Source organism: Sulfitobacter sp. 15WGC (assembly GCF_005068605.1).
Lineage (GTDB): Bacteria > Pseudomonadota > Alphaproteobacteria > Rhodobacterales > Rhodobacteraceae > Sulfitobacter > Sulfitobacter faviae.
Genome location: NZ_SZNL01000002.1, coordinates 153,380 through 170,040, shown reverse-complemented (window position 1 = coordinate 170,040; position 16,661 = coordinate 153,380). Strand labels below are relative to the sequence as shown.

The following is a 16,661-nucleotide window of genomic DNA, read 5'->3' as shown; positions in this document are numbered from 1 at the left end:
GGCCGCAAACGGTCCGAGGCGAAGAGGCACTTTGGTGGGTAAGTCGAGCGGACAGACCCCGACAGTGGCGGTATTGATGGGTGGCCCCTCGGCCGAGCATGAGGTGTCCCTGTCCAGTGGGCGTGCATGCGCCGCTGCCTTGCGGGAACATGGCGGATATAACGTGATCGAGGTCGAAGCCGACCGCGATCTTCCAGCCGTTCTGGCCGATCTTAACCCCTATGCCGTTCTGAATTGCCTGCATGGCCGTTGGGGCGAAGATGGCTGTGTGCAGGGGTTGCTGGAGTGGCTCAAGCTGCCCTACACCCATTCCGGCGTGCTGGCCTCGGCGCTTGCGATGGACAAGCAGCGCTCCAAGGATGTGTTCCGCCACGCGGGGCTGCCCGTGCTGGAAAGCGTGATCGCGCCCAAGGCCGATGTGATGGCCGCCCATGTCATGGCGCCGCCCTATGTGGTCAAACCCAATAACGAAGGCTCTTCGGTTGGGGTCTACCTCGTGGCCGAGGAAAACAACGGCCCGCCGCAACTGTCCGAAGACATGCCCGCCGAGGTGATGGTCGAGACTTTCGCGCCGGGGCGTGAGTTGACCACCACCGTGATGGGCGACCGGGCACTGGCGGTGACGGATATCATCACCACCGGCTGGTATGACTATGACGCAAAATACAAGCCCGGCGGCTCGCGCCATGTGGTGCCCGCCGATCTGCCGCAAGAGATCACCGATCTGTGTTTCGACTATGCCCGCCGCGCCCATGCGGCGCTTGGCTGCAAGGGCATCAGCCGCACCGATTTTCGCTGGGACGAGGCGCGCGGCCCAGAGGGGCTGATCCTGTTGGAGACCAACACCCAGCCCGGCATGACTGCCACTTCGCTCTCGCCCGAGCAGGCCGCGGCCTGCGGCATTTCATTCCCTGAGCTTTGCGCCTGGATGGTGGAGGACGCTACATGCGATCGCTGATCCGCCGCCGCCCGGAAACGGTCAAGGCCGATCCCGCCCCGTCGCGGTGGTCATGGCGCATGCAGCGGTTGATGCTGACGCCGGGGTTCCGTTTTGCCCTGCGCGTGGGGCTGCCCTTCACGCTGAGCCTGCTGGCGGGCACGATCTATATGGCGGACGAAGAGCGGCGCGGCACCGTGGTGCAGGCCATCGCCGACGTGCGCGCCAGCATCGAAGAGCGGCCCGAGTTCATGGTCAAACTCATGGCCATCGACGGGGCGAGCGACATGCTCTCGACCGAAATCCGCACCGCGCTGCCGCTGGAATTTCCGCTGTCCTCCTTCGATCTCGACCTGCCGCAAATCCGTGAGAAGATCACCGACATCGACGGGGTAAAACAGGCCAATGTGCGCATCCGCCCCGGCGGCGTGCTGCAAATCGACGTGACCCCGCGCGTGCCTGTGGCCGTCTGGCGCAGTGAAACGGGGCTGGCGCTGGTGGACAATACCGGTGCCCATGTGGCACGGATCGAGGCGCGGCGCGATCATGCCGACCTGCCGCTGATCGCGGGGGCAGGGGCCGACAAAGCGGTGCCGGAGGCGCTCAAGCTGATCGGGGCCGCGAATGTCTTGGGCGACCGGCTGCGCGGTTTGGTCCGCGTCGGCCAGCGCCGCTGGGACGTGGTGCTGGACCGCGATCAAACGATCATGTTGCCCGAAGAAAACGCGCTGCAAGCGCTGGAACGGGTGATCGCGCTGGAAGGCGCCCAAGAGGTTCTTACGCGGGATGTGGCGCGTGTGGACATGCGGTTGGCGGCAAGACCGACCCTTAGAATGAACGAAGATGCCACCCGCGAATGGTGGCACATCAGGCAGCTTTCCGGCCAGTAAGATGGCCATTGGAATCGGGACAGTAACGAAATGATGGACCTATACGACAGTCAGCGTTCGATGCGGCACATGCGCAAATTGGCGATCCAACGCGGGGTGGTCGCCATTTTGGATGTGGGCAGCTCCAAGATCGCCTGTCTGGTGCTGCGCTTTGACGGTGCCGGGCTTGATAGCGACAGTGGCGACATCGGGTCCTTGGCCGGGCAGTCTGGGTTCCGGGTCATCGGGGCGGCGACCACCCGCTCACGCGGGGTCCGTTTTGGTGAGATTTGCGCCATGGGCGAGACCGAGCGCGCGATCCGCACCGCGCTTCAGGCCGCACAGAAAATGGCTGGCATCCGCGTCGATCACGTCATCGCTTGTTTCTCGGGCGGGGAGCCGCGCAGCTATGGGCTCGACGCCTCGGTCGAGTTGGAGGGGCAATCGGTCTCGGAGCAGGACGTGGCGCGTGTGCTGGCGGGCTGCGACGTGCCGGAATATGGCGAGGGCCGCGAGGTGCTGCACGCCCAGCCGGTGAACTTCGCGCTGGATCACCGCAGCGGTCTGGCCGACCCGCGCGGCCAGCTGGGCAACAGCCTCTCGGTGGACATGCATATGCTGACCGTCGACGCCGATACGGTGCAGCATCTGGCCCATTGCATCAAACGCTGTGATCTGGAACTGGCCGGGATCGCCTCATCCTCCTACGCTTCGGGCATTTCGGCGCTGGTCGAGGATGAGCAAGAGCTAGGTGCCGCCTGTATCGACTTTGGCGGTGGCACCACGGGCCTGTCGATCTTTATCAAGAAACATATGATCTATGCCGATACGGTGCGGATGGGCGGGGATCACGTCACCTCCGACATCTCCATGGGTCTGCAAGTGCCGATGGCCAATGCCGAGCGGATCAAGACCTTCTACGGCGGGGTGCATGCCACCGGCATGGACGACCGCGACATGATCGAGATCGGCGGCGAGACCGGCGATTACGAACACGACCGCCGCACCGCCAGCCGGGCGGAGCTGATCGGCATCATGCGCCCGCGTGTCGAAGAGATCCTCGAAGAGGTCCGCGTTCGGCTGGATGCCGCCGGTTTCGACCACTTGCCAAGCCAACAGATTGTGCTTACCGGGGCGGGCAGTCAGATACCGGGCCTTGACGGGCTGGCCAGCAAGATCCTTGGCCAGCAGGTTCGTCTGGGGCGCCCACTGCGCGTGCATGGGCTGCCGCAGGCCGCGACCGGGCCGGGCTTCGCCTCTGCCGTGGGGCTTGCGCTTTTCGCGGCGCATCCGCAGGACGAATGGTGGGATTTCGACATCCCTGCCGATCGCTACCCGTCCCGCTCGCTCAAACGCGCGGTGAAATGGTTTAGAGACAACTGGTGACCCCAATATCGGGTGAGAAGCCCGAGATAAGGCGGAAACTGGCAAGTTTCTGCCCATATTTAGCGTCAAAACGATGTTTTTTAGGTGACGATGCGGCCCTAGCCCGGTAGGGTCGGGTAAATTTGGTCGAAAAACTCCCGCAGAACGCGGTTAACTGGACAGGCGGACAGCACATGACACTCAACCTTTCAATGCCAGGACATGATGATCTGAAACCCCGTATCACCGTCTTCGGTGTTGGCGGGGCAGGCGGCAACGCGGTCAATAACATGATCGAAAAGCAACTTGACGGTGTTGATTTCGTCGTGGCCAACACCGACGCACAGGCGTTGCAGCAGGCTCAGGCCGAGAACCGCGTGCAACTGGGCATCAAAGTCACCGAAGGTCTGGGTGCGGGCGCGCGTGCCTCTGTGGGTGCTGCCGCTGCCGAAGAGAGCATCGAACAGATCGTCGACCACCTTGCCGGCGCGCATATGTGCTTCATCACCGCCGGCATGGGCGGCGGCACCGGCACCGGGGCGGCTCCGATCATCGCGCAGGCCGCGCGTGAACTGGGCGTGCTGACCGTCGGCGTCGTGACCAAGCCCTTCCAATTCGAAGGCGCCAAGCGCATGCGTCAGGCCGAAGACGGCGTCGAGACGCTGCAAAAGGTCGTCGACACGCTGATCATCATTCCGAACCAGAACCTCTTCCGTCTGGCGAACGAAAAGACCACCTTCACCGAAGCCTTCTCGCTTGCCGATGACGTGCTGTACCAAGGTGTGAAGGGCGTGACCGACCTGATGGTCCGTCCGGGTCTCATCAACCTCGACTTCGCCGATGTCCGCGCCGTGATGGACGAGATGGGCAAGGCGATGATGGGAACGGGCGAGGCCGAGGGCGAAAATCGCGCCATCCAAGCCGCCGAGAAAGCCATCGCCAACCCGCTGCTGGACGAAATCAGCCTGCGCGGTGCCAAGGGCGTGCTCATCAACATCACCGGCGGTCAGGACCTTACCCTGTTCGAACTCGACGAAGCGGCCAACCGCATTCGCGAGGAAGTGGACCCCGAAGCGAACATCATCGTCGGCTCCACGCTGGACGAAAGCCTTGGTGGCCTGATGCGCGTCAGCGTTGTCGCAACCGGCATCGACGCCACTGATGTGAACACCGAAATCCCGGTCCCGCGCCGCTCCATGAGCCAGCCTTTGCGTCAGAACGTATCGGTTGACGATGTGGCGCAGGTGTCCGCCGCACAGGCGCCGGTCGCTGCCTCCGTGGCCGCCGAAGCGCCGCAGGAAGTCGAACAGGCCGCCCTGTTCCAAGACCTCCAGCCGACACAGCGCGAGCAGGACCAGTATGAGGACGAGAACGTTGTCGAAGACGACGACGGTCTGCCCGCACCGGCGTACCAGCCTGAGGTCGCCGCATTCGAGCCGCGTCAGGAAGAGAACATCGAAGCCGAGCCCGAAGCCTTCGTCGCACCGCGTGCGCCGACCCCCGGCACACCGTCCCCCGAAGCGCTGGCCCGCCTGCGCGCCGCCGCACAGAAGGCCGCGCCCGAGCAGCACCGTCAGGCCCAGCAGCAGCAGGGTGAGCAGGGCGACAAGGGCCGTTTCGGCATCAACTCCCTGATCAATCGGATGACCGGCCACGCCGAAGGCGAAGCGCAAGCCCGCCCCGCGCGCCAGCAGCCGCCGGTGCAAACCCGCGCCTCTGCCGCCGCGCCGCAGCCGCAGGAAAACAACGATCCCGATCAAGAACGCATCGAAATCCCCGCGTTCCTGCGCCGTCAGGCCAACTGAACTGATCACGATGAATGACGAAAGGGCTGCCTTAGGGCGGCCCTTTTTTGTTTTAGAACAACGCCTTGCTCCCGGGTAAGCGTAGCCGTGCTCAAATGTTGCAGTGATGTTTCAGACCGTTGCAAAGATTGAGTTGAGCAAAACGAACCTGCCCCTTAATCCAGAGTTCAACACACAAGAAGATGTTCGAAGCTTGAGGATGACCCGGTGCAGACAACGATCAAATCAGCGGTAAGTTTTACTGGCACAGGCCTGCACTCCGGTCTGCCTGCGACGGTGACACTGCGCCCGGCGTCGGCCCATCACGGCATCTGGTTCTCGCGCAGCGATGTGGCGGTCGGTGACCGTCTGATCCCCGCCCGCTGGGACGCGGTGAACCGCTCGCCGCTCTGCACCAAGCTGGAAAACCCCACCGGCCTTTCGATCTCGACCGTCGAGCATCTGATGGCCGCCGTGGCGGGCTGTGGCATCCATAACCTTTTGATTGAGATCGACGGCCCCGAAGTGCCGATCCTTGATGGCTCCTCGCTGCCTTTCGTGCGCGGGATCATGCAGCGCGGTCTGCGCCAGCTTGCAGCCCCCGTGATGGCCTTCGAAGTGCTGAAAACCGTTACCGTGCAGGATGGCGACGCGGTTGCGACGATCTCGCCCGCGGATACGCTGCGCATCGACTTTGAGATCGACTTTGCCGATGCCGCCATCGGCCAGCAGCGCAAGTCGCTGGTGATGAACAACGGCTCCTTCGCGCGTGAACTCTGCGACAGCCGCACCTTCTGCCGTCAGGCGGATGTCGAGGCGATGCAGGCCAATGGTCTGGCGCTTGGTGGCGAAGCGGGTGAGAACGCGGTGGTTTTCGATGGCGATGCCGTCGTCAGCCCCGGCGGCCTGCGCCACGCGGATGAGCCTGTGCGCCACAAGATGCTCGATGCGCTCGGCGATCTGGCGCTGGCCGGGGCGCCGCTTTTGGGCCATTACGAAGGCAAACGCGCGGGCCATTCGCTGACCAACACGCTGCTGCGCGCGCTCTTTGCCACGCCGGATGCCGTGCGTCTGGTGGCCTGCGATGCAGCGCAAACGGCGCGGCTGCCCGGCTCCGGCCTGATCTGGAACGAAATCCCACAGGTTGCCTGATCCCGGGGTGGGGGAGCAGCACCGCAAAGCGCAGGGCGCTTAGGCGGCGAAGTGCCATTGAACGCCCTGCCAATGCCTTGTATTCACTAAGCCGAAGTGACAAGCCTGACCCAGCGATGCGCCGCCGCGCAGCCGCCTGCGGACGGGGGCGGAATGGGCGTTTTGCAACGCAGTTTATTGTGCTAGTCACATGCGCAAGAGGGTCAAAGACCATGGGTTGGACGATGCAAGGGGTGCGGGCATGACGGTAGCGGGATCGCGCAAGCGGACGATCAGTGCGGTGCTTCTGGTCGCGACATTGGCAGCCTGCGGCGGTGGTGACGGACGCTCTGATGGGAACTTCTTCAACCCGCAGGAAATCCCGCTTGAAACCTATTCGGCTGAGCAGATTTTCGAGCGCGGCGAATATGAGCTGACCAACAACAACCCCGGCGAAGCGGCATTTTATTTCGCCGAGATCGAGCGTCTCTATCCCTATTCCGAATGGGCCAAACGCGCCCTGATCATGCAGGCTTTCGCCTATCACAAGGATCAGGACTATCCCAACAGCCGCTCCGCCGCGCAGCGCTTCATTGATTTCTACCCCGCCGATGACGATGCCGCCTATGCGCAGTACCTCTTGGCGCTGAGCTATTACGACCAGATCGACGAAGTGGGCCGCGACCAAGGGCTGACCTTCCAAGCGTTGCAATCTCTGCGCGCCGTGATCGAAGGCTACCCGGACAGCGAATATGCCCGCTCCGCGATCCTGAAATTCGACCTCGCCTTCGACCATCTGGCGGGCAAGGAGATGGAGATTGGCCGCTACTACCTGCGCCGCGATCACTATACCGCCGCGATCAATCGCTTCCGCGTCGTGGTCGAGGATTTCCAGACCACCACCCACACCGCCGAAGCGCTGCACCGTCTGGTCGAAGCTTATCTGTCGCTCGGCCTGAACCATGAGGCGCAGACGGCGGGGGCCATCCTTGGCCACAACTACCGGGGCTCCGAATGGTATGAGGACAGCTACAAACTGCTGACCGGGCGCGGCCTTGAGCCTGCCTTTTACAAAGACAATTGGCTGGGTGCAGCCTATCGCCAGACCATCAAGGGCGAGTGGCTTTAAGGGGGGTGGGATCGCCCACCCGACGGTTCTAGATGCTGCGCGGACTTGATATTTCAGACATGCTGATCATCGACCGGCTGGAGCTTGGCTTCCAGCCGGGGCTGAACGTGCTGACCGGTGAGACCGGCGCGGGCAAGTCGATCCTTTTGGATTCGCTCGGCTTCGTTCTGGGCTGGCGCGGGCGTGCCGATCTGGTGCGCCAAGGGGCCGAACAGGGTGAGGTGACCGCGTGGTTCGATCTTCCGCCCGGCCACCCGGCCCATGCGGTGCTGGAAGAGGCGGGCCTGCCTGCCGGAGATGAATTGATCCTGCGCCGCATCAACACCTCCGACGGGCGCAAGACCGCTTGGGTCAATGACCGCCGCTGTTCGGGTGAGGTGCTGCGCCGCCTGTCCGAGACATTGGTGGAACTGCACGGCCAGCATGATGACCGCGGCCTGCTCAACCCGCGGGGCCATCGTGCCATTTTGGACGATTACGCCGGGAATGCCCGGGCGATTGCCAAGCTGCGCGAGGCGTGGAATGCCCTCGGCGCCGCCCGCAAAGCCGCCGCCGCTGCCGCTGCCGAACGCGAGGCCATCGCCGCCGAGGAAGAGTTCCTGCGTCACGCCGTGGCCGAGTTGGACAAGCTCGACCCCGAAGCGGGGGAGGAGGCCGCCCTCGACACCCGCCGCCGCCAGATGCAGGGGGCCGAGAAAATCCGCCGCGATGTGGTCAACGCCTATGAGTTGTTGGGCCAAGGCGGCGCAGAGACCGCCATGGGCGACGCGCTGCGCTGGCTCGACGGGGTGGCCGACAAGGCCGAAGGCGCGCTGGAGGGCCCGCTCGCCGCGCTCAACCGCGCCATGGTGGAATTGGACGAGGCGATGTCCGGTGTGGCCGATGCGATCGACGGCATGTCGTTCGACCCCTATGAGTTGGAAGCCTGCGAAGAGCGGCTTTTTGCGATCCGCGGCCTTGCGCGCAAACATGACGTGCAGCCCGATGAACTTGCCGGTTTCGCCGACACGCTGCGCGCCAAGCTCGACGCGCTCGATGCGGGCGAAGCGGCGCAGGAGGGGCTGGAGAAAGCCGTCCGCGAAGCGCAGGCGCTTTACGACGAACAGGCCACTGCGCTGACCGAGAAGCGGCGCAAGGCCGCGGCCAAGCTCGACAAATCCGTGGCGGCAGAGCTTGCCCCGCTCAAGATGGAACGCGCAGTGTTCCAGACGCAATTGACCGAGGAACCCGCAGGCCCCGAGGGGCGCGATGCGGTCTCTTTCACCGTCGCCACAAACCCGGGCGCGCCTGCCGGACCCTTGGGCAAAATCGCCTCGGGCGGGGAGTTGAGCCGGTTCCTCTTGGCGCTGAAGGTTTGCCTGACCCAGACCCAATCCGGCCTCACCCTGATCTTTGACGAGATCGACCGTGGGGTAGGGGGCGCCACCGCCGATGCCGTGGGCCGCCGCCTGAAGGCATTGGCCGCCGAGGGGCAGGTCTTGGTCGTCACCCATTCGCCGCAGGTCGCAGCCCTTGGCGCGCATCACTGGCGTGTGGCGAAATCGGTGACCAAGGGCATGACCACCTCGACCGTCACCCCCCTTGCCGCCGAAGAGCGCGTTGATGAGGTCGCCCGAATGCTCGCGGGCGATACGATCACCGATGCGGCCCGCGCGGCGGCGGAGGCATTGCTCAACGGGCAACAGGGCGCGACGACTTCTTAAATGGCGGTTTTACCCAAGGTCAGCTTGCCCTAGACAGAAAGGGTTCAACTGGTCTTAGTCCCATGCCTTCGCAAGATAACGCTTTCTTTTCCCAACAACTTCAGCAGGCGCTTGGCGGCTGCAAACAGGGCTGGACGGTGCTGCGCACCCGCGGCCCGGGGAAGGTCACATTCTGGTTTATCGCGCTGCTGGTGGGCATCGCCGCGGGCTTTGCCGCCCTGTTCTTTCGCAAGGGTATCAACTGGTTGCAGGCCACGCTTTACGGCACGGACGATGTGCAATTCCTGCACAGCTTCCTTGCCGGGCTGCCGTGGTATTGGGTGGTGCTGATCCCGACCTTGGGCGGGTTGCTTGTGGGGTTGATCCTGCACCGTTTCACCCGCGACGGGCGCGCGCGCAGCGTGGGCGATGTGATCCTCGGCGCTGCCATGCACGACGGACGGGTTGAGACGCGCGCCGGGGTGGCCTCGGCGCTGGCCTCGCTCATCACCCTGTCCACGGGCGGCTCATCGGGCCGCGAAGGGCCGGTGGTGCATCTCGCCGCCGTGATCTCAACCAAGGTCAGCCGCTTTATCAAGGCCGATGGGATCACCGGGCGGGATCTGTTGGGCTGCGCCGTGGCGGCGGCGGTCTCGGCCAGCTTCAACGCGCCCATCGCTGGCGCGCTCTTTGCCCTCGAAGTTGTGCTGCGCCATTTCGCCGTCCATGCCTTTGCCCCCATCGTCATCGCCTCCGCCGCAGGCACGGTCATCAACCGGCTGGAGTTCGGCGGGCTCACGGAATTCGTCTTGCCGGGCCTTGGCGACGTGCAATTCTACGTCGAACTGCCCGCCTTCCTGCTTTTGGGGCTGACCTGCGGTCTGGTCTCGGTCGTGCTGATGCGCGCGATCTTCTGGGCCGAAGATTTCGGCAACTACTTGCAAGCCCGCACCGGCCTTGCCCGCTGGCTGCGCCCGGCGGTGGCGGGGGCGATCCTTGGGGTCATCGCGCTCTGGTTTCCCCATATCATCGGCGTGGGCTATGAGACGACCTCGCGCGCGCTGGTCGGCGAACTGGTGCTGCATGAGGCGATCATCTTTGCCGTGCTCAAGGTCGCCGCCGTGGCGATCACGCTCGGCGGGCGCATGGGCGGTGGGGTGTTCTCGCCCTCGCTGATGCTGGGCGCTCTGACCGGGCTTGGCTTCGGGATCATCGCCACCGGTGTCTTCCCCGAAATTTCGGGCTCTTCCTCGCTCTATGCTTTGGCGGGGATGGGGGCGGTGGCCGCCGCCGTGCTGGGCGCGCCGATTTCAACCACTCTCATCGTGTTTGAGATGACGGGCGACTGGCAGACCGGTCTGGCCGTGATGGTCGCCGTCAGCATGTCGACCGCGCTGGCCTCCCGGCTGGTCGACCGGTCCTTCTTCCTCACCCAGATGGAGAGGCGCGGCATCCATCTGGCCGCAGGTCCGCAGGCCTATCTGCTCTCAATGTTCATGGTGGGCCGCATCATGCGCCGCCCCGATGACGAAGACGCGGCTTCGGAAGACGCCTGTTGGGACTTGATCGACAAGGGCACCTATATCGACGGCAGCGCCACGCTAGAGGCCGCTTTGCCGCTGTTCGACCAGACCCATTCCAACTTTATCCCGGTGGTCACCCTCAGCGCGGATGCGCCGCCCGAACTGCTGGGCGCGCTGTTCCACGTCGATGCGCTGAAAGCCTATAACCGCGCCCTCGCCGCCACGGCGGCAGAGGAGCATTCCTGAGCCGCGCTCAGATCCGTTCGATGGCGATCTCTTCCATCGGGTTGAAAGCCAAATAGCCTTTGATCGCGGCCACATCGGCTTTCGGGTCTTCGTAAGACCACACGGCGTCCTGCAAGGTGCGGCTCTTGGTCACCACCGAGAAATAGGTCGCATCGCCCTTATGCGGGCAATGGCTGGTCTTATCCGTGCCATCAAGGAAAGCCATGGCGATGTCGCCACGCGGGAAATAGATCACCGGCGGATGGTCCCCCTCGTGCAGTTCCAGCGCGCCCGTGGACTCGCCCAATACGGCCCCGCCAGCGCGAACAACCCATGTGCCCTCAGCCGGAGTAATCTTGATATGGTCGGCCATGCCGTACCCCCCTTTACTTAAATCGGACGCTCACAGGGGCGCCGTTGCCGCATCCAACCACAGTTTTGTAACAGGTGATACCCGCGGCCCGATCTTTTCCGCCACGTCGCGGTGATAGGCGTTCAACCAGTCCCGCGCCTCAGGGCTGAGCGCCGCCACATCAATCAAACGCCGATCGATCGGCACCAGCGTCAGCGTGCGCCAATCGAGCATTTCGCGATGCGCGTCGCCGCCGGGCAGGGCGGGGGCTTCTTGCACCACCAATAGGTTTTCGATCCGAATGCCAAAAGCCCCCTCGCGGTAATAACCCGGCTCATTGCTGAGGATCATACCCGGTTCCAGCGGCACATGGCTCATCTGGCTCAACCGCTGCGGCCCCTCATGGACCGACAGATAGGCGCCCACCCCATGGCCCAAACCGTGATCGAAATCCTGCCCCGCCATCCAAAGCGGCAAACGGCCCAGCATCTCGATATCCCGCCCTGCAAGTCCGCGTGGCCAGCGCAGGCGGCTCATGGCAATCATCCCCGAAAGCACCCGCGTGAAAGCCGCGCGCGCCTCCGGATCGGGGCTGCCGATGGCAATGGTGCGGGTGATATCGGTGGTGCCGTCCAGATACTGCCCCCCGCTGTCGAGCACCAAGAGATGCCCCTCCTGCAAGACGGTATCGGTCTCTTCATTCACCCGGTAATGGATGATCGCCCCATTCGCCCCGGTGCCCGAGATCGTCTCGAAACTGATGTCGCGCAGCGCGGGGTCGCGGCGGCGCAGGCCTTCCAACTGCTGCACGACCTCCGTCTCAGTGACTGTGCCGGGCGCCTGCGCATCCAGCCAAGCGAGCAGCTCGACCATCGCGGCACCATCGCGCAAATGCGCCTCAGCCGCCCCGGCAATCTCGGCGTCATTCTTGCAGGCCTTGGGCAAGGCGCAGGGGTCTTCACCAGCCTGCGCCCGATCCCCCAGCAAATCCGCGAACAACAGCGGGGCCGACTGCCGATCAAGCCGCACCGGCCCCTCAAGCGCGCGCAGGTAATCTGGCAGCCCCTCAGGATCCCGCTGCACCACCTCTGGCCCCAGATGGTCCTCCACATCCACGAGCTTCTCAGCCGCCATGAACAGATCGACCCGCGCATCGTCATGCAACACGGCAAAACCATGCGCCACCGGGTTGCGCGGAATGTCCTGCCCGCGAATGTTCAGCAACCAGTTGTGGCTGTCGGGCAGGGTGATCAATGCCGCCTTCTGCCCCGCCGCGCGCAAATCAGCGGCCAGACGCCGGCGCTTGGCCTCATGGCTTTCCCCGGCAAAACGCTCAGGATGCGCCGCCACCCTGCCCATCGGCGCATCAGGCTGGTCTTCCCAAATACGGTCGACCATATTCGAGACGCGCCGCATCTCGATGCCAGACCCCGCCAAGGCCTCAAACAAAAGATCCATCTGCGCGGGCGTATGCAGCATCGGATCGAAACCAACCACGCCGCCCTCGGGCAATTGATCCTTCAACCAATCGGCCAAAGACACCTCGGGCCAAGGCACCGGGGTAAAGACATCCGCCACCTGCGCTTTGACCTGCGTCCGATAGCGCCCGTCGATGAAAACACCCGCCACATCGCGCAGCGCCGCACAGAACCCGGCAGAGCCGGTGAACCCCGTCAACCAAGCCAGCCGATCATCCCGCGGGGCGACATACTCACCCTGATGCGCATCGGCGCGCGGCACGAGAAACCCGTCCAAGCCCGCCGCCTGCAATTCCGCACGCAGCGCCGCCAAACGCGGGGGACCCTGTTCCGGACGCGCGGTGACCTCGAAACTCTGGAACACGCGGCCCCTCCTTCATCCTTTCTCAAATACCGATCCGACGGTTCAGCCCACGCGGCGCATGCCCATGACACGCGCCCGTTTCCGCGGATCGCTGTCAAAGAGCGCTGCGAGCTGCTCGGTCATCGCCCCGGCAAGCTGATCCACATCCGTGATCGTGACGGCGCGGTCGTAATAACGCGTCACGTCATGGCCGATGCCAATGGCCAAAAGCTCGACCGCGCGGCGTTTCTCGACCATGGCGATCACGTCGCGGAGGTGTTTTTCCAGATAGTTGGCCGGGTTCACTGACAGGGTGCTGTCATCCACCGGCGCGCCGTCGGAAATCACCATGAGGATCTTGCGCGCCTCATGCCGGGCCAGCATCCGCCGGTGGGCCCATTCCAGCGCCTCACCGTCGATATTCTCTTTCAGCAGACCCTCTTTCATCATCAGACCCAAGTGGTCCCGCGTCCGGCGCCATGGGGCGTCGGCGCTTTTGTAGATGATGTGGCGCAGATCGTTCAGCCGTCCGGGCTGCGCGGGGCGGCCATCGTTGAGCCACGCCTCGCGCGCCTGTCCGCCCTTCCACGCGCGGGTGGTAAAGCCAAGGATCTCGACCTTCACGTTGCAGCGCTCCAGCGTGCGGGCCAGCACATCGGCGCAGATCGCGGCGATGGAGATCGGGCGGCCCCGCATGGAGCCGGAGTTGTCCAAGAGCAGCGTCACAACAGTGTCGCGGAACTCGGTGTCCTTTTCGATCTTGAAGCTGAGCGGCGTCGTGGGGTTGGCCACCACCCGCGCCAGACGGCCCGCGTCCAACGTGCCCTCTTCAAGGTCGAATTCCCACGAGCGGTTTTGCTGCGCCTGCAAGCGGCGCTGCAACTTATTCGCCAGACGGCCCACAGCGCCTTTCAGCGGCTCGAGCTGCTGGTCCAGATAGGCGCGCAGGCGTTCCAATTCGATTGGCTCGGCCAGTTCCTCGGCCCCGATCACCTCGTCATGCTCGCCCTGATAGACACGGTATTCCGGGTCGGCGTCCGAGACGGGCGGCGGGGGCGGCGGGTCCATCGGCGCGTCGCCCTCGGGCATCTCCGCCTCGTCGCCCAGCTCCTGATCGGCCTCGTCATCCATCGAGACCTGCGCCTGACTTTCGTCTTGCTGCTGCTCTTGGCTGTTCTCGGGGGTGCCTTCGGCCTCTTCCTCGTCCTGATCGTCTTGGCCGGTGCTGTCGGGATCCTGTTCTTCTTCGGTGCCCTCTTCGGCCTGATCCTCTTGATCCTCGTCTTGGCTGTCGGGATCGTCGCCCAACTGATCGCCATAGCCGAGGTCCGAGATCATCTTGCGGGCCAGCCGCGCGAAATCCGCCTGATCGGCAAGGCTGCCGTCGATCCCTTCGAGCGTGCCGCCCGCCTGATCTTCGATAAAGCCGCGCCAGAGTTCCATCGCGTTCTCGGCCCCTGCGGGCAGGGGGCGACCGGTGGCCAGATGGCGCACCATATAACCCGCCGCGACCGAGAGCGGCACGTCGCTGGCCTGTTTGGCCTGATCGTAGCCGCGGCGCAGGGCCTCGTGCTTGATCTTGACGTCGATGTTGCCGGCGGTGCCGGGCATGTCGCGCGCGCCCATGGCCTCACAACGCGCTGTCTCCATCGCCTCGTAAAGCTCGCGCGCCATGTCGCCTTGGGGCGCATAGCGGGCGTGGGTCGCGGCATCGTGGTAGCGGCGGTTCAGCGCCAGCGCATCGGCGGTGCCGCGCGCCAGCAGCACCTCTTCGCGGGTCATCCGGCGGCTCACCTGCGGCAGGCGCATCGCGTCGCCGGAAAGCCCCGAGGGGTCGACCGAGTAGCTGACCGTCAGTTCGGCGTCATCGGCCATGACCTTGGTCGCCTCGGCCAGCGCCTTTTTGAACGCGTCAGCGGGGTTGTCGCTTTGTTTACTCATGCCGGTCCCCTTGTCTGTCAGGCAGGCGCGCGTCTGGGAAGGGCAGGGCGCCTTTGCGTGCCGAAACGCGTCCTGCAGGGCGGCGAGCGAACCCGCCGGGGCGGCTTAGCCCAAGCTCAGGCTGGCCGCGCTTTCGGGCAGTTCCTCGTCGAACAAACGCTGGTAGAACTCGGCCACGGTCTGACGCTCAAGCTCATCGCATTTGTTGAGGAAGGACAGCCGGAAGGCATAGCCCACATTGCGGAAGATCTCGGCGTTCTGCGCCCATGCGATCACGGTGCGCGGGCTCATCACGGTCGAAAGTTCACCATTCATGAAGGCAGTGCGGGTGAGGTCGGCCACGGTGACCATCTGCTTGAGGGTTTTGCGGCCCTTCTCGGTGTTGTAATGCGGGTTTTTCGCCAGCACGATCGCGGTCTCGGCGTCGATGCTGAGGTAGTTCAGCGTGGCGACAAGGCTCCAACGGTCCATCTGCGCTTGGTTGATCTGCTGGGTGCCGTGGTAAAGCCCGGTGGTGTCGCCCAGGCCCACGGTGTTGGCCGTGGCGAAGAGGCGGAAATAGGGGTGCGGGGTGATGATCTCGTTCTGATCCATCAGCGTCAGCTTGCCGTCATGCTCCAGCACGCGCTGGATCACGAACATCACATCGGCGCGGCCTGCGTCATATTCGTCAAAGACAATCGCGGTCGGGTTGCGCAGGGCCCAAGGCAGGATGCCCTCGTGGAATTCGGTGACCTGTTTGCCGTCGCGCAGCTTGATCGCGTCTTTGCCGATGAGGTCGATCCGGCTGATGTGGCTGTCGAGGTTGACGCGCACGGTGGGCCAGTTCAGCAGAGCGGCGACCTGTTCGATATGGGTCGATTTGCCCGTGCCGTGGTAGCCTTGGATCATGACGCGGCGGTTGTGGCTAAAGCCTGCGAGGATCGCCAGCGTGGTGTCGGGGTCGAACTTATAGGTGCTGTCGATGTCCGGCACGCGGCTGGTGCGCTGCGGGAAACCCTTGACGACCATATCGGTGTCGATGCCAAAGACATCGCGCACCGAGACCTCTTCGGTGGGTTTCATGTCATGTTCCAGTGCACCGTCGGCCATCGCTCGTCATCCTTTTCCTTAGGCGCGCGGTCGGGGCCGCGCGCGTATCTGGTGCAACATATCGTGCATATCCGCAAGGGGAAGGGGGCAACTGGCATTATCCGCAACCGGCCGCTGGTCCGGTCGCGGGATCAGTCCTTGAAGTTGCGGCTGCCCTTGATCTGGTCCCATGCCCAGACGACCAGTTGCAACTGCTCTTCCTGACTGCGGTCACCGCCGTTCATATCCGGGTGCAGCACTTTGATCAGCGCTTTGTAGGCTTTGCGAACCTCGGGCTTTGTCCAAGTGTCCTTGGCCTCGAGAATCTCGATCGCGCGGCGTTCGGTGGGCGGCAGGCGGCGGCCCGCTTGCTGGCCCTTGCCGGGGTTCTGGGTCGCGTTCTTGCCCAAGACCTGATGGGGGTCTTCGATGCCAAGACGGGCCCATGCGCGCTGCTCGGGGTCGCCCAGTGGTTTGGTGCTGCGCTCCCAGACCTTGTCCTTGGACATCTGCGCGTTCATCTCGGCCTCGGTGGTGCCGTCAAAGAAGCTCCACTTCGCGTTATATTCGCGCACGTGTTTCTGGCAGAACCAGAAGTAGTCATCCAGCACATCGGGCGCTTTGGGGGCGCGGAACTTGCCCGGCTCGTCGCAGCCTTCGTGGTCGCAAATCCGGGTCGAGGTTTCCGACGCACCGGACATGCCGCGGCGGCCGCGGGGGTTTTTCTTTTTGGAGGACGACACGGACATGTCGAATCCGAAGGGATCAGGTTTTGGCATGTGGATAGACCTTTCCGACTCAGGCCGGTCACCATATACCCTGCGTCGCAGG

The 16,661-nt window shown here is 64.1% G+C and carries 13 protein-coding genes; 8 read left to right on the top strand and 5 right to left on the bottom strand.

The features are described 5' to 3' along the window. Positions 1-34: 34 nt before the first annotated feature. The 8 genes from FCK22_RS02355 to FCK22_RS02320 all read left to right on the top strand — a co-directional run bounded on the left by FCK22_RS02355 (position 35) and on the right by FCK22_RS02320 (position 10,666). Positions 35-958, top strand: a complete 924-nt coding sequence (locus FCK22_RS02355; protein WP_082852017.1) for a D-alanine--D-alanine ligase — start codon at positions 35-37, stop codon at positions 956-958. Beyond that, the gene (locus FCK22_RS02350; protein ID WP_067263255.1) at positions 946-1,827 is read left to right on the top strand and encodes a cell division protein FtsQ/DivIB; all 882 of its coding nucleotides are present in this window, start codon (positions 946-948) and stop codon (positions 1,825-1,827) included. The genes FCK22_RS02355 and FCK22_RS02350 overlap by 13 nt, the downstream gene beginning before the upstream one ends. 30 nt (positions 1,828-1,857) lie before the next feature. Then, on the top strand, positions 1,858-3,192 hold the full coding sequence (ftsA, locus tag FCK22_RS02345) for a cell division protein FtsA (RefSeq protein ID WP_067263257.1): 1,335 nt from the start codon (positions 1,858-1,860) through the stop codon (positions 3,190-3,192). Between the two features lie 173 nt (positions 3,193-3,365). Next, entirely contained in the window at positions 3,366-4,976 is a 1,611-nt protein-coding gene (gene ftsZ / locus FCK22_RS02340; RefSeq protein ID WP_136720175.1) for a cell division protein FtsZ, read from the top strand. A 207-nt stretch (positions 4,977-5,183) separates the two neighbouring features. Beyond that, entirely contained in the window at positions 5,184-6,107 is a 924-nt protein-coding gene (gene lpxC, locus FCK22_RS02335) for a UDP-3-O-acyl-N-acetylglucosamine deacetylase (RefSeq protein ID WP_067263262.1), read from the top strand. A gap of 241 nt (positions 6,108-6,348) precedes the next feature. After that, a complete protein-coding gene (locus tag FCK22_RS02330; RefSeq protein ID WP_067263264.1) occupies positions 6,349-7,215 on the top strand; it encodes an outer membrane protein assembly factor BamD in 867 nt (288 codons plus the stop codon). A gap of 32 nt (positions 7,216-7,247) precedes the next feature. Next, positions 7,248-8,918, top strand: a complete 1,671-nt coding sequence (gene recN / locus FCK22_RS02325; RefSeq protein ID WP_067263267.1) for a DNA repair protein RecN — start codon at positions 7,248-7,250, stop codon at positions 8,916-8,918. A 62-nt stretch (positions 8,919-8,980) separates the two neighbouring features. Further along, complete coding sequence (locus FCK22_RS02320; RefSeq protein ID WP_067263270.1) at positions 8,981-10,666, top strand: chloride channel protein; 1,686 nt, start codon at positions 8,981-8,983, stop codon at positions 10,664-10,666. 7 nt (positions 10,667-10,673) lie between these two features. Here the strand turns inward: FCK22_RS02320 and FCK22_RS02315 are convergent, their stop codons facing one another. The 5 genes from FCK22_RS02315 to FCK22_RS02295 all read right to left on the bottom strand — a co-directional run bounded on the left by FCK22_RS02315 (position 10,674) and on the right by FCK22_RS02295 (position 16,609). Beyond that, a complete protein-coding gene (locus FCK22_RS02315; RefSeq protein ID WP_067263273.1) occupies positions 10,674-11,018 on the bottom strand; it encodes a DUF427 domain-containing protein in 345 nt (114 codons plus the stop codon). Between the two features lie 30 nt (positions 11,019-11,048). Then, complete coding sequence (locus tag FCK22_RS02310) at positions 11,049-12,839, bottom strand: aminopeptidase P family protein (RefSeq protein WP_067263275.1); 1,791 nt, start codon at positions 12,837-12,839, stop codon at positions 11,049-11,051. A gap of 42 nt (positions 12,840-12,881) precedes the next feature. Beyond that, positions 12,882-14,759 carry a cobaltochelatase subunit CobT gene (gene cobT / locus FCK22_RS02305; RefSeq protein WP_067263278.1) on the bottom strand — a complete coding sequence of 626 codons (1,878 nt, stop codon included), beginning with the start codon at positions 14,757-14,759 and terminating at the stop codon, positions 12,882-12,884. Positions 14,760-14,864: 105 nt separating this feature from the next. Then, entirely contained in the window at positions 14,865-15,851 is a 987-nt protein-coding gene (cobS, locus tag FCK22_RS02300) for a cobaltochelatase subunit CobS (RefSeq protein WP_067263280.1), read from the bottom strand. 131 nt (positions 15,852-15,982) lie between these two features. After that, positions 15,983-16,609 carry a J domain-containing protein gene (locus FCK22_RS02295; protein WP_067263283.1) on the bottom strand — a complete coding sequence of 209 codons (627 nt, stop codon included), beginning with the start codon at positions 16,607-16,609 and terminating at the stop codon, positions 15,983-15,985. Between the last annotated feature and the right edge of the window lie 52 nt (positions 16,610-16,661).

What these genes read in the sequence shown, in the direction of transcription:
- FCK22_RS02330 (WP_067263264.1), top strand. Translation starts at nt 6,349, where the DNA reads ATGACGGTAGCGGGATCGCGCAAGCGGACGATCAGTGCGGTGCTTCTG.
- cobS (WP_067263280.1), bottom strand. Translation starts at nt 15,851, where the DNA reads ATGGCCGACGGTGCACTGGAACATGACATGAAACCCACCGAAGAGGTC.
- FCK22_RS02295 (WP_067263283.1), bottom strand. Translation starts at nt 16,609, where the DNA reads ATGCCAAAACCTGATCCCTTCGGATTCGACATGTCCGTGTCGTCCTCC.
- FCK22_RS02315 (WP_067263273.1), bottom strand. Translation starts at nt 11,018, where the DNA reads ATGGCCGACCATATCAAGATTACTCCGGCTGAGGGCACATGGGTTGTT.
- ftsZ (WP_136720175.1), top strand. Translation starts at nt 3,366, where the DNA reads ATGACACTCAACCTTTCAATGCCAGGACATGATGATCTGAAACCCCGT.
- FCK22_RS02350 (WP_067263255.1), top strand. Translation starts at nt 946, where the DNA reads ATGCGATCGCTGATCCGCCGCCGCCCGGAAACGGTCAAGGCCGATCCC.
- ftsA (WP_067263257.1), top strand. Translation starts at nt 1,858, where the DNA reads ATGATGGACCTATACGACAGTCAGCGTTCGATGCGGCACATGCGCAAA.
- cobT (WP_067263278.1), bottom strand. Translation starts at nt 14,759, where the DNA reads ATGAGTAAACAAAGCGACAACCCCGCTGACGCGTTCAAAAAGGCGCTG.
- FCK22_RS02320 (WP_067263270.1), top strand. Translation starts at nt 8,981, where the DNA reads ATGCCTTCGCAAGATAACGCTTTCTTTTCCCAACAACTTCAGCAGGCG.
- recN (WP_067263267.1), top strand. Translation starts at nt 7,248, where the DNA reads ATGCTGCGCGGACTTGATATTTCAGACATGCTGATCATCGACCGGCTG.